6 protein-coding genes are annotated in these 14,279 nt (G+C 44.2%); 4 read left to right on the plus strand and 2 right to left on the minus strand.

The annotated features are described in order from the left end of the window. The first annotated feature begins 160 nt into the window (after positions 1-160). Complete coding sequence (locus tag DFR42_RS02695; protein WP_211324120.1) at positions 161-487, plus strand: helix-turn-helix domain-containing protein; 327 nt, start codon at positions 161-163, stop codon at positions 485-487. Between the two features lie 800 nt (positions 488-1,287). Beyond that, positions 1,288-1,989 carry a hypothetical protein gene (locus DFR42_RS02700; RefSeq protein ID WP_146218775.1) on the plus strand — a complete coding sequence of 234 codons (702 nt, stop codon included), beginning with the start codon at positions 1,288-1,290 and terminating at the stop codon, positions 1,987-1,989. A gap of 120 nt (positions 1,990-2,109) precedes the next feature. On the opposite strand, the gene DFR42_RS02705 is transcribed toward DFR42_RS02700, so the two are convergent. Beyond that, a complete protein-coding gene (locus DFR42_RS02705; protein ID WP_110253399.1) occupies positions 2,110-2,562 on the minus strand; it encodes an HAD domain-containing protein in 453 nt (150 codons plus the stop codon). A 1,124-nt stretch (positions 2,563-3,686) separates the two neighbouring features. On the opposite strand from DFR42_RS02705, the gene DFR42_RS02715 reads away from it, so the two are divergent. Beyond that, complete coding sequence (locus DFR42_RS02715; protein ID WP_146218776.1) at positions 3,687-7,331, plus strand: TniB family NTP-binding protein; 3,645 nt, start codon at positions 3,687-3,689, stop codon at positions 7,329-7,331. A gap of 122 nt (positions 7,332-7,453) precedes the next feature. After that, on the plus strand, positions 7,454-8,947 hold the full coding sequence (locus DFR42_RS02720) for a hypothetical protein (protein ID WP_110253402.1): 1,494 nt from the start codon (positions 7,454-7,456) through the stop codon (positions 8,945-8,947). Between the two features lie 224 nt (positions 8,948-9,171). On the opposite strand, the gene DFR42_RS02725 is transcribed toward DFR42_RS02720, so the two are convergent. Further along, a complete protein-coding gene (locus tag DFR42_RS02725; protein ID WP_110253403.1) occupies positions 9,172-14,088 on the minus strand; it encodes an NACHT domain-containing protein in 4,917 nt (1,638 codons plus the stop codon). Between the last annotated feature and the right edge of the window lie 191 nt (positions 14,089-14,279).

The raw sequence follows: 14,279 nt of genomic DNA on the forward strand, positions 1-14,279 counted from the left end.
AACGAGTGCTTCCATAAAAAATGCTTAATCAACTTTATTTTAAAAATAAAATTGAAAAGTAAACCTTGTACGTCCATTTTATTAAATTATAAACGCAATAGGAAGTTTAAAGAAGCCCTCAATGTTGATTAACTATCAGCAGTCAACTTTGGAGGTTTACATGAAGGACGTTCGGCACCTGGTTGGAGAGCGCGTACAGATTCTGCGCAAGCGAAAGCTGCTTTCGCAGGAAGAACTGGCTGGAAAAATAGAAATAGACACAAAGTCGCTAAGCCGATTAGAAAGGGGCCTGCATTACCCATCGCTTGAGACTCTAGAACGAATTCGGAGCGAGCTGGGAGTGGAATTGAAGGACTTCTTTGATTTTGATGGAGAGCCATCAGCTGAAGAGCTGAGAGAGTTCTTGTTACGAACTGCTAGCAAGGCTGACTATGAGTTATTGGTGAAAATGAGCAACGCGGTTAAAGATGCGTTGAAAGACCACTAAACAATAGCACCATTGTCCCGCATAAATTCCATTAACGTGCCGCCACAAACCCGAAATCTGATTTGATCAAGTAAATTCATCCAAACGTGGAATGCGCAAATTAGCAATGACTAAGCTTTCGTATTCAATCTTGGTCCGACAGCAACTGGGGGACGAGTTAAAGCATTCACATGCCCGAAAGCAGCTCACCACAGACCGACGGTATCGAGTGTTGTACAGTTAGTCAGCAACAGGCATAGCCTATACGGAATGACTGCATATCTTAGTGTTCGTCAAATCACTCCAAAGCTTTTCTGTTCAGTTCGCTTGTGCAGGCTTACATAAGCCATTCACTTACACTTCATCCACGGACGCTCAGTAAAGTTTTCCGCAAAGCAGCTTGTGTCTATTGCCGAAATTCTAGTAACATCAAGTGTCTAAATTTTACTTCGACCAATGTCCGACGAAATCTATCACCGGCTTGCCACTGGCCAACCGAATCAAGACTTCCACACCGCACTTAGCCAGGTTTCGACTGGGGAAGTATGGGGCGGGGTTTCGATGTTTGGGAGCCGCTTCCCGACCGTTCGAGCTTTCAGAGGCCCATTGCCCGATGGAATGGATGGGGTTGAATTTTCGACACCTGTGCCGCCAACACCTGGTTCTTCGACTCCAACGGAAGTTTATTGGAAACTCCATGAGCAGAGCCCCAAAGTATTGCCATCATCCGACGGTGATTTCGCCCGGATCCGAGCGACAATACACAAGGTCCGCTATACCAAAGCGGGAAACCTAAGGCCTCGCTGTGAATGGATCCGATCATGAGCAAATCAAATTTCATGCTAGTTCCGCACGATATACCACCCGAAATAGTCGAGTGTCCACAAACTTTTCCGGACGTTGATCTATATCCAGCAATAACTTTCAAGGCATCGCGATCAAAGGTGGCAAAGGACTGCGGAGTAGTCAAGCAAAAAGACGAGCTAGGCATCTGCAGTGTCGCACAATTTAGGGTGATCCACACCTTGGTAATGCTCTATCAAAGCGCCTTTGATCCAAAGGATCACTGGACCGTTTTCGTGGACATGCATGAATGTGTAGGTAGCAAACAGGTTCCGACCCTTCTGGGCGCATCGGTGGTCCGTTACTTGACTGGAGGTGATGTCAAGCCAGATTGGCTCAATGAAGATGCTGATTCAGTATACCGCTCCAGACTTAGGAAATTATCTCTAATCGGCGAAACGATCGTCATGTCGGGCGTCACAACCAAAAATAAATCGTCGCCCTTGACAATAAGGACGACACGCCCGCTGCGCGAACCAACCTTCCAAATCTCAATGTTTGGGAAAGAGCCTAAATCTTTGCCTGGCAGGAAGTTGGCCGCAGCAAATGCCGCAAAAAAAGGCAAGGAAAAGGTCGCGACTCCCGTGAAAATTGCAGCGAATAAATCCATGGTATCCGCTCCAAAGATGGCCGCGGCCAAGGCAGCTGCACCTAGGAAAGCGCCACTATCAAAGAAATAGCGACTAGCAAATGACTAGCGATTTCAAAACGAGCATATCAAGTCCTGCTTTGTGCCAGTACTGCACAAAATACGGGTAGCACTTTAAACTATTATAACTAAGCACGGAACCGTAAATGCGCTAACTACGTGCTTTTTCAAATCTCAGTCGCAAATCTAGTTCTGCACACTCATCTAATCCTTTTGCAGGATTAGTTTTAACCAAATTCTGTAGAAATGGTTTAAAGAGATATGCCTTGTCATCAATGGCCACCCAGTCTTGCCAAGGTTCTCCGGAGTAACGTAGCCATCCCTCAATTTCCGCATGCCGTTTATATCCAATAACTTCCGTAATATCTGGAATGTCGTTCCATGCAGGAGTTACACCGATAATGCGAGCGCTGATATCGTCTGAAAAATACGATCTTATTTCAGATATTGAGCGACCTTCACGCCAGGTACTCGAAATGACAATCTGGACAGCCGGGTAATCTCGAAGAATTGCCTCAAGTCGAGGTAAACATGAAAATAGTTGAACCTCATTGTGGCAAGGCTCAGGATGCAGGACACCATCAAAATCCAAAAAGAGAATCATATGCCACTGCAAGTGAGTAATTGTCGGGGCGCGCATCCTACCTTATTTGAGCCGAAAATGAAACAGCAGATATTGGATTAAGCTGGGACGGTTCAGAATTTACCTAAATTTGAACTTCCAAATTACAATTTCGACGCAATGGTAAGTTCGTGGTGAAATTCAGGGGTTGCATAATTTTTCGAGGGTGAAGAAAGTCTTAAAAGTAGACGCCACAACCAAGATGTACGAGTCATTCGAACCGTAACAATAGACCCAGGAATACGACCGTGGATTAACTCTGTGAACTGTTGGAGCCTTGCAGAATCGTTTAAATGAACGGATGCAAATTTTATACTGTCGTATCCTCGCGCAAGAACGTCTTCAGTGAAATCGACAGTTTCCCTTAACAGTTTGCGGGAAATTCTGACAGACCGTAAGTGATGCTTTTGCGGATTACAAAACCTTAAGACTATATTTACCAATATTGCTAGCAGCCGATGGTGAATAGTAACTTGCCCAGGATTTTCAGATGTAGAGCGATGCCAAGGAAAAGTAATAAGTAAAATTCTCCTAGACGGCCGATACGAACGTAAGCAACCTAGAAAATAAATTACTAAAGGCAGCATAGATAGACCAACATTGATTAGAAATCTGTCCCCATATGAGTTAACAATTAAAGATAAAGTGATTAGATATAGCATCAACGGGATTAGAATATGACCGACTATACCCAAACGGCTGCGAAAATAAAATTTTGATGGCACAGCAAAATCTCCAAATCGAGTAACGTCCAAATAATAATGGAAGTGTTTAAGACTAGGTAAATTTCAGTTTCACCTAACTGATAAGTTAAAAGAAACAATAAAATAATTTCGATTGTTGATTTTATTTTAATTAAATACATAACTAAAAAATCGACAATCAATAGAACTATTGAATAATGAAATTCCTTGTAGAAACCTTAAAGTAAAGTTGAACATAAAAATTTAACCTGCTTTCACGTTCAAATCAAAATCAAATTTCTACTGCCATTTAAGGGGGATTTTTTGAAACACTCATTGGTAAATATCGCCCCCGAAGTAATCGAGACCCTAAATCCTACAAACGGAATTTTACTAATGCGAAATCTGTTGTGGAGCGAGGCGATGCGTCAAAAAATTCCGCTTCATAACGTAATCATCTCATCAGATATTAACGTGTCCGATGGCGGTATTGATGCAAGCGTCAATACGCAAGACAGTCATGCATCGATCCTGTTGCGGGGAAACTCTTATTATCAGGTAAAAACGGGGAAATCTTTTAAACCATGGCAAGAAGCTCAAATTTCAAAAGAGCTTTTTGGCAAAAAACCTGTTGCACAAGAAAATCTCGGCACTGCTGTTCTGAATTGCTTGGAAACTGGCGCTACATATGTAATGGTAACAATGGGCCACGATCTGACGACCCAACAAATAACTCAAGCAAAGAAATTATTAGCAAATTTTTTTGAGAAATGTGGATTTGCTAAAGCAAATATAGAGGTTTTTGGAATAACCCAAATAATAAGCCAGCTAGTAATTCATCCATCACTCTGCCTGGATCTAAATGGGCTGGGTGATCTAATGTTTCAGTCTACGTCTTCCTGGCAGCGCAATTCGGATATGACGGCGGATATCGCGCTGGGAGATTCACAAGAAGAGTTTTTATTTGATCTGGAACGTAACCTGAATGACGAAGCAATTCAACATATACGAGTTGTAGGTGAACCAGGTATTGGTAAGACCAGATTGGTATTAGAAGCAGTGCTGAAAAATCCAAAATTTTCGTCGGATGCAATCTATATAAGGCAAGCCAGTGATTTTCAAAGCAGCTCCTTATTTAACGAGTTGTTGAAACAAGGACGGCAATATTCTGTGCTGTTGGTGATTGATGAATGTGATGACGCGGATCGAATCACAATATGGCGGGCGCTAAAAGGTCGAGAATCAATCAAATTGCTAACGATTGACCATGGTCCAGAAGCGAGTAGCGGGTCAGGAATGGAAACATTACGTGTCCCTCTACTTGAAGACGATCAAATCGAAGAAATTTTAAAAACTTATATCACAGGTGCAAGTCACTTGCCAAACTGGGCCAAATGGTGTGGTGGATCGGCCAGAGTGGCACACGCAATAGGTCAGAATTTAAAGGAAAATCCAGAAGACATTCTGAAACCACCAGGGTCTGTACCGGTATGGGATCGATTCATCTCAGGATACAGTGCACATGCATATGATGATCCAGGACGAATAGTCTTACGACATATTGCTCTTTTCGAGAAATTCGGGGCGCGAATACCTGTCAAAAACGAGGCTGACTTCATTGCAAAACTTGTTGAACAAACAGATCCGTCTATTACGCGGGCAAAATTTGATAGTGTCATTGAATACTATAGAAAAAAACGGATACTTCAAGGTGATCGTACACTTCGAATAGTACCAGCTGCACTTCGCATCCATTTATGGCGCGATTGGTGGGATAACTACGGGAACAGTGCAGATGTGAACAGTATTTTAAAAGAGATGCCTATAACCCTCTACAGATGGTTTATTCGTTCATTCGCCTACGCCCATAGCTCAGAGTCAGCTAGAGATTCAGTTAAGCAGTTGCTGAACCCCCAGACCGGCATCCTAGCAAGAGACGAATTCATAATTTCGGATGCAGGGTCGGCATTTATTAATGTTTTGGCAGAAGCCGATCCAAAGGCTGTACTGACGCTATTAAAAGCGAAGGTTTTAAACTGGAGTGACGAGGTACTAATTGGTCTCGGTAATGCACGTCAGAATTTGGCGAAGGCACTAGAAAAAATTGCCGTTTGGGGCGACTGCTATCGGCAAGCCTTAAAAATATTGGCGAAACTAACTTTGGGAGAGAACACAACTCACTCCAACAATGCGCAAGGGAGTTTTCTTGATTTATTTCGGACAAATGCTCCAACCCAAGCCACTTTTTCGATGCGTATGGAGCTGGCCAAAGAACTGCTATTTAGTAATAGTCCTTTTGAACGTTCTTTGGGATTAGCAGCAAGCAGCCGCTTATTGTCCAGGGAAGGGAGCTACCGAATTGTAGGCATAGAATTTCAAGGACTGCGGTCAGAAATAATGTTTTGGACTGCCAAGGAATGGTCAGAGTTGACTGAGCCTTGGACGCAAATGCTGAGTCACCTCCTAGTATCACGTCTCAAATACGATGAAAATTGGAATATAAAGGTTGACGAAGTATTAATAAGTGCCATTGAGCAAATGGCGCGCACAAACGTATTACACGATCAGTTAATTTCGATAATAAAAGAGCTTTCCAAGATTCCTAGAAATTACACTGCCATTACTAATCTTCTGTTGAATCGACTGAGATATCCATCAGCTACTGAACCACCAGAATTTACAGCAACGTTGAAGAATATTTCTGAGGAGCTTGTCGGGACAACTTTCCTCGAGCGCTTGCGGCGTTATGTACTCGTCGATATTTGGGATGATGATTATCCCAGTGAGGACGACAACCTTGATCGAACCGAAAATATAGCCGCAATTCGGTCTAACTTAGCAAACGAGGCCGCGCAAAACACACAAGAATTTTTATTGGCTTTGCCATACTTGTTTAGTTGCGATAGTACTCGGGTAGAGCAATTTGGATTTGGAGTAGCAACTGCACTTATCGACGCGCAATTAGACGAAGAAATTTTAGAATGGACTTTTAATGCCCCTGACGAAACAAATTATAAATTCCTTTGCGGTTATCTACGTGGAATCTATAACGGAGACAAAGTACGTTGGGAGAACTTATCTGAAAAACTATTACAACAACGCCGCCGCTGGATTGTCGGAGCTGTCGTGTGTTCTGGAATGACCGAAAAAATACTTTTTCTGACACTGGATTTATACACATCTGAGGTAATAGACAGCCAATATCTATATCCGTTTTGTATAGCACGCGCAAACGGAGAAGTAAATACAGAGTTCGTGCATAAAGTCCTTACTGCAATATTAAAGCGCAGGGAACCAGGCTTTTATGAAACTGTAATCGCTATAGCAGAAAGTGCATTGTGCAAGTTATCGCAACCCATTGAGAACGAAGAAGCACTTGCCTTGGAATTGCTTACGGACCAAAGTGCAATGTCGAGTCGTTTAAGTACAATGGGAGAGTACTACTGGGATCGTTTGGCTAATAGATTTATCAAGCAATTTCCGAAGTCAAATCTTGGTTTCCTGAATTCTTTGATAAATTCGTCCACTATCTACACCGGATTTGGACTGGCCGCCGCCTTTCCCAAGGTCGCGAGTACGCTATGTGCCACCAGCCCTAGTGAAGCCTGGAGACTGATCTCTGATGAATTGCTTGGAGATCGGAAGGACCTAATATTAAATTGGCTTGGCGACTTAGGGTCGCACGCACGACCTTGTGACCCTGCAATATTGAGCTTTCAATCCAGCGATATATTCACATGGATTGATCAAGACCCAATGGCAAGATCATCATTGATAGTTGAAGCAATCTATCCTACTTTCGAAAAAGGCCCTGCAGGCGAATTAACAAAAACATTCCTCGAGAAATACGGACATATCGAATATGTCGAAAGCTGTTTGATTTCAAGGTTTTATTCAGGCAGTTGGACTGGATCAAGAAGTCAACATTTAACCGGAATGCGCGATCGCGCCAGAAAATGGTTAAAAGAGGCCGAATCTTCAGTCGTGCAAGACTGGCTGACATTGTATATCGATGGACTGAATACTCAAATTGAGAAGGCATTAATTGGCGAGGAACGGGAGTTTTAAATTGTCCGGTTGAAGGCTATTTGCTAATTTTTCTCCCCCAAGCCTATTGGACAGAAATTTTAAATTTTGAAAGCCTGGGGTTTGAAGTTGTCTTCGTAAAGCAGTAAGAAGGAGAGCAAAAAATGAAAATTCTTAGTCTTTTTGAGCAACAAATAGGAGCCTACAGAGGAAGCACGATAGAAATGCTTTCCAACTTCGAACCCACAACTGCGATTTACGGTTGGTTGGAAATAGTACGAGGAATAGAAGAGATTATCAACATCCCTGGAGCAGATAGAAGTGTCCTGACTGCAGAATTCCTTGCAACTCCATTGAAATCAATTGTTGAGAATTTAGTTTTACTTTACAGGGCTCAAGTCAAAGTCGAATCACGCTTTGAACGAGCTACTGGGCAGCGTTTTATTCGAACCATACTATATGCAGCTAGTTTGCAAAAACAGTTACTCGAAAATGGTAATGCGCATGCAGCAAGGACTTTGATAACCGTCCATGACTCAATTTCATTTTTTCAATCGCGTAGACGTCACATGGTCACTGTTCTTCAACTATTGCCAAGTGTTTGCCGTGGTAAAAAACGATTTAGCGCAAATGACGATGCAATTGCGTTTTTACAAGCCGTAGAAAATGAAGTTGCTATAACCGGTTTTAGACACAAAGCAATGCTAGCGACAGTCTTTTCCGATTATAAATTAATCAAAGAAGAGGATGGCTTACGAGGAAATTACGAATATCAACCATTAGACGATTTATTTCTTGAACCAGAACGGACATCATTAACCGATCTTAAAAACACCGACCCTGGCTCAGAAGAAGCATTCACAAAAGAGGCCTTGGATAGACGAAAAATATTCTCCGCCGCAGAAGTCCGAAATAATATTCTTTACATTAAAAATGCTTACAAAGAATTTGATCTCTCTGAAACAAATTTTGGCATTGTGGCCAACATATTTGAGAAATTACTTGAGCATTGCAATGACGATTTTATAGTTACAATTTCACCCGAACAGATGCGAGCAGCGACCGCCGAATTCAAATCCCCAGAGGAATTTCAAAAATTATTGATACATTCAAGGGCGGAATGCACAGACAATGTGGATGATTTTCCACCATTTGTCGACGCCAACGGAGCCTACATTACTACTATCAATTTAATGCAGCGATTTCTCTACAACTACAAAAACACTTGTTTGAATAAAAACAAGCGTTACCAAGTCCGAAGTGGTTTTATTTTTGAAAATAAGGTCAAACGAGAATTGGCCAAACAAGGGTTTACTATTTCAGATATAAAACGAATTCACCACAAGGAATTTGATGTAATAGCACTCAAAGATGGGATTATCTATAATTTACAATGTAAAAATAATCTCGTTGATTTAACTCGGATAGATTGCAATCTCAAGTTGTTCGTGCGATATAACAGTCAACTTGTTCGATATTATCAACGCGCGCTCGCGAAGGAGGAAGGGAGAGTCGAATTGCTGGGCGAAAAATTCGGATTTACGAAAGTACGGCATTTTGTAATTAGCGGGTTTTCTGTGGCTACATCAAATCAAAACATAGTCTCATTTGCTCAATTAGGAAAATTTTCAACTTTAGTGCAAAACTTGGAAGATTAATAGAATTCTGGCTACCGAAGCCACAATTTGCAAATACCTCTCACAAGATTTTGAACCTTGCTGTCCAGTCGAAAGCCGGCCTTTGTATGCGCAATCTTGCCAAAGGCGCTAACCAAAAGTTCTTTACAGGCGTTTATTTCTAATTTCTCGGAAATTCAAATATAAAAAGAATTAAAACACACGAATTTCTTAGTAGGGCAATTAAACAACTACGAATTGACAGACTAACTATCGATCCCGGCTGAGATAGCGTCTAGAAGCGTTGCACGCACAGCTCGCCATTGGTCGGCTATTGCGTCATATCCTGTGACTGGCAACCGTTGCTTACTTTGAAAATCTTGAAGAAGATTAACTGTAGTACTGCGTACCTCAGTACTCAATTTGCCTGCTGCGGCCAAATAACGTGCAAAACTGCCGCTGACGCTTGGATCCACATCAATAGCTATTTTTACACTCATCATTGCTTCGAGATCAGTATCTCGCTGAAGTCTCTCTCCGACCGCGAGATTGGTGATGTGCTGAGCATCGAAGTTCGTAAGTCGCGGTCTGCTCACCATAGTCTCAAGCAGATTGCAGAATGTAGCACTATCTGCCCGAGAAACCGCTTTATGTACCGCAACTGCCCAATCAGCTAGTTGATGTCCAAGACCATCGAAATTACTGGAAAAACGTAATTCCGAGGATTCGGGTGCAAAGATTGCCAATGAGATTTCCGTTTCGGCGGAAGGTCGCTTTGCAAACAATTCGACAAGTTTCGCCCTGACGTCTTCGTTTCCAGCAAAGTGCTCACGGAGAATTAGAGCTACCTCAGAGTTGATCAATGCGGTGTCATTGCGCCGATCAGAACGCTTGAGCGCATCAAAACAACGGAAGAGCAAAAGCTCGCTGCTAGGACGCTCAACTGCAAGTGCCCGCAGGGCCTGTGGGGTGCGCGGAATCTCACCACGCTCAGCATATGAAAGAAATGCGGCCCTTGCGGCTGGCGAAGCGCCTGGCGCCACTGACAGTATCTCGGCGACTCTCCTTCCATTGCTTGAACTTTCGAATCTTTCTTCAAGACTGTCGCCAAAGGCGACCTGAAAATCGGAAAATCGTTCGCATACTAGACGTTGTACAGAAACAATTCCGTCAGAAAGATTGCTAGTCCGAATCGCAACTGGTTTGCCAACGTCTTCTAGCGAAGCCAGTGAGTCTAGAGCGCCAATTGTAGCAAGTCCGGCCAACGCAGCGGCACGAAATGATTCATAGTTTGGTCCAATAGATACTGCTTTTGAAAGTAGAGCTGATTGTGCTGTACTACGTTCCTCTAAGCGTAGGGTTCGATGGTGAGCAATAACCATTTGCGAACATAGCTCTGGGTCGTTTTCCAACATTCCCTGACTCAGCACCATCTCAAGTGCAGTTCCTGGTGCGCCTGAGCTGGCAATTTCAATGATTTGGGTACGCAAATCAACTGGCAAAGGTGTGGCAGCGTCAAATATTGGAGCGACGAACTCTGGATCGTTCGCATAGGCTGTAGCAATCGAGGTCAGAGGGCCATTCAATTCACGAACACGTTCCAAGGCAAAGGCTCGCACATCTGCATGCGCGCCAAACGTGGAAAAGAATGCTGTCGAGTATGAATATGGGCCAAAAAAACCTTCCGGAAAGGCCAAAATCGATGAAACTGCTTCGTTATCGTTGGCACCACAGCCGCATGCAGCTAATCCGGTAGTAAGCAAATCGCGCCTCACTTGTTTTTGCGTTCCCAATCGAATCAATCTTTCCCGAGCTACTTCTTGGTTGGAAATAATCTGTGGCACCAAAGAGGCAAGATCAAACAGTTCTTCGTCTGATGCCGCGGCGAGAGCATCGAGAATTGGTTTAACGGACGGATGATCTCGCCCCCATCCTTTAAGTAGTGCAGTCAGCGCCCAATAGCGGCCAAATCGACTTTTCAAGTCGGCTAGAACATCAATGAGAATCTTTAGAATCTGTTCGTCAGCGACATTTTCAACATAGCCAGGCAAATTGTAAATGTAAAAAGTAGCGCTATTAGATTTACACCAGTAAGCTGTGGCTGCTGCACGAACCTCGGCATCTACAGCGGCGATTTTGCCTACCTTCACCCAACTTTCTAAATCTCTCCCTGTATTGAAAGGATGGTCGTTCCTAAGTTCCTTGAGGATCCAATTGCGGACGTCAGCATTTTCAATTGGTGATTTCATCAGATATGCAAATGCCGCATCGTATTCCCAAAGGGTACCATTTGAATGCGATATTCGCAGGAGAGCACCTTGAAGAAGTGATTCGTCTCTTGGCCAATATTTAATCAGCATCTCAATTGCGAGATTACGATACGCATAGGAAAGGCCCGAATAATAGCTTTGGCTGTGCAAGACAAAACCTCTTTCCTCATCAGAAATATTACCGGATATCGCGAGTCCAAGGGTGCCGATCAGACGAAGCTCAGATGCTTGAGATTTCCTTGCCTCTTCGAATAACGGTAGCACTTCCGCCACTTTAGGCCAGCCAAGCGCGAGACTTTCAAGCATCGCTGCCGCAGTGATGCAATCGCGTGAACGGGTTAGCCCTACAAGCAACCGCTGAAATGCATCTACGCTAGAGGAAAACACATTAGCGAATGCTGCAGCACCAGCTCGCTTAATGTTAGGGTCTGTGTCATGCATCGCTCGAAAGAAAAGATCTTGTAGCTCTTGAGATGGTTGCCAAACACTTAATATCTCTATAAGGGACGAACGATATGAATACCGATCAGGTAACCAGCGGCGAAGGCGCTTCTCGACATCTGTTTTTAGCATTGGATCAGACAATCCTTTCAAAACCGATGCGAGTGCCTCACGCCTTGCTGGTAGCCAGTCTTCTATCTCTACTCGTTCCATAGCAGCAAACGCAAGTCGCCTATTTGTATCAGGAGACCTCATAGTCGTTCCAAACGCAATATCGCCAAGTAAAGTTTGGCGTTCTATGGCAAGGAGTTCATCATTTGCAGGCTCTTCGATGATTTCTATGAGCTGATTGAATTCATCGCGCCTCTGGATAAAACCAAGAAGGTTCGTTATTACGTTCCTCCAGCGACTTTCACCAGCATGCGTTCGCACAAAATTTTTGATGTCTTCAAACGGTAAGCCACTAATATATTCTGCACCGAGGTACTCTTCGAAACTTGCATGGACGAAACCAACCTCGCCTGGTGCCTTCTCGATGATTAGTCCCTGGGTCTCGGAATTGACGGAAAGAATTTCGTTGGCGGCTGCACCAGCAAAGTTCTCCACAGCATTGAAACCCTCCGGCGAGAGAAAATACTGGCGCAGAACCTTTAATGCATCATCTTTCGGAATGCCTGCACCACCAGCCTGTTCTCGCACTGCCAGCGCAAGTCGTGAAATTGCCGCACGCCTTAAGCCAGGCTCGGTAGCGTGCTGGAAACGAGGGACAGTGTTTCCCGAAGCTACGGCACGGTTTTCAGGATGTACTTCGAGCAAAATAGTTACTAGTTCGTCATATACCTTTCCTCGCGTTCGCGGAAGTATTTGCCCTCGCAAAGCAAGAGTTATCAAACCAACAAGCAACAATGGGACCGATGCTAGCGCTCCTAAATTGGCATCGCGCGCCAATTCGGCGATAAACCGGTTAGTGCGAAGAACGCCTTCGGATATGTCTGAACTATTTGACGTCGCTGTCGCATAGCGTTCGAACCAACTGTTGGCAATTTTGAACTGTTGGAGTTTAGACAAAGGAGCAACTGTACCGCGCCTCCATTCGGCAGGCAACCCACCGATACGATTCAATCCACGAGGCCTGCCAGAAACAACAACTGGAATTCCATGGGCCTGAACCAACGTCACAAGTGCGTTAAGAGTTACCTTGGCCGCCTGTACATTGCTCCACTCATCAAGTCCGTCTATGAGTAACAGAATGCGTCGGTCGTCGATACTCCGGTCCAGTAAATCTGCAATTGACGTAGTGAGAAATTGATCAAGCGAACCTCTCACAATCTCTTTAATACCGATTGCATTATCGTCCCTAGCAACTAACGCTGACCAACGCGCGAAAGGAATATAGATAGGAATGTGCTGACCCCAGCGTTTTGCCAACTCTGAAAAATGCTCTTGATGATGTAGCAAATCGAGCGCAATAACACGTAGCAACGTACTTTTGCCGCTTCCGGCTTCACCAAGCAAGACCAGTCGCTGTTGATCGCCTAGCCATTCTACTAAAGGTAATCTTCGAGTGCGCCCGGCGCTTGTTGGATCAGTCCGGTTGCTGTTGGGTTCCATCTCCAGTTGCGGTGTGCCTTCAATTCCTCGAGTCATTCGCGAAGTATTGTTGGGGTCAATATTTCCACTATCTATTGTCTGCAGTTTCTCGCGTACCAATATGTCTGGTTTGAAGAACCGATTAAGCAAAGCTAATGATGAACCAACATCGTCATCTATCGAACCAAAGCTACCTGGATCAATAGTGTGAAATTGAGCTTCGTAAACCTTGGCTAGTTGCGAGCGGACCTTTGCGAACTCAGCTCCATCCAAACGGGCACCAAGGGCGTTTGCGACATCCGTTCCGAGCAGTGCAACAACCCAAGGTCGACCAAAAAAGTCGTCGACTAATGTCGGATGCGCTCGCAGCCGATCAGTTAGGCTTTCAGCGTCAAGCGCATCGAAAGCAATACCCCGGCCATTGAGTCGTACTACTTGCCGTTCTATTTCTTCTTGCAAAGCGGTAGTGCGAAGTTGCGCTTGGACCGCGATAGTAAAGCGTAAAGCTCGATCGGCCCAACTGCCCCCAAGAAATAAGTCAACTGCATCACAAAGTTTGGCCGGACCGAAACTGCTATGGCGCTTTGCCTGTACGCAATGGTAGCGGCCATTAGCGAGACGAGCGTAAATATCGATACCTTCCTGCGCTTCTCCTTGCTGACCGTATCGTGCGCAATATTCGACGTCGCCATCAAGAGCCGTCAGTCTTTCGCAGAGTTTTTCGAAATTCTGCCAACTCAATGCACCAAATGGCAGAAGCAGGTCACGGGTTGTTACGGGAGGGTCTGACGGCACTGCATCAGGCGGGCTGTGAATGTTAAGTGGTTCGGGGGCAAGTGGTGAGATTTGCATATCTATATACTGCCACAGCGCCAATTTCATCGCAACGGCAACAAAAATTTTTCGCTAATATAGTTACGTATTTTACAAAAGCACCTCAGGATCTGAATTATCCGACGTTAGCGAACTATGAAAAAACACTTTCTCTTAACATACTGTTCCCAATTAGATGCAACTAAAGATATTCAAGGATTGCGTAAGCCAAATTTTCGATATTTATGTGCTACGGCAAA

The organism is Undibacterium pigrum (genome assembly GCF_003201815.1).
Taxonomy (GTDB): Bacteria; Pseudomonadota; Gammaproteobacteria; order Burkholderiales; family Burkholderiaceae_D; genus Undibacterium; species Undibacterium pigrum.

Bases quoted from the DNA above. Each gene is read 5' to 3' on its own strand.
- DFR42_RS02725 (WP_110253403.1), bottom strand. From the start codon at position 14,088: ATGAAATTGGCGCTGTGGCAGTATATAGATATGCAAATCTCACCACTT.
- DFR42_RS02705 (WP_110253399.1), bottom strand. From the start codon at position 2,562: ATGATTCTCTTTTTGGATTTTGATGGTGTCCTGCATCCTGAGCCTTGC.
- DFR42_RS02720 (WP_110253402.1), top strand. From the start codon at position 7,454: ATGAAAATTCTTAGTCTTTTTGAGCAACAAATAGGAGCCTACAGAGGA.
- DFR42_RS02700 (WP_146218775.1), top strand. From the start codon at position 1,288: ATGAGCAAATCAAATTTCATGCTAGTTCCGCACGATATACCACCCGAA.
- DFR42_RS02695 (WP_211324120.1), top strand. From the start codon at position 161: ATGAAGGACGTTCGGCACCTGGTTGGAGAGCGCGTACAGATTCTGCGC.
- DFR42_RS02715 (WP_146218776.1), top strand. From the start codon at position 3,687: ATGCGTCAAAAAATTCCGCTTCATAACGTAATCATCTCATCAGATATT.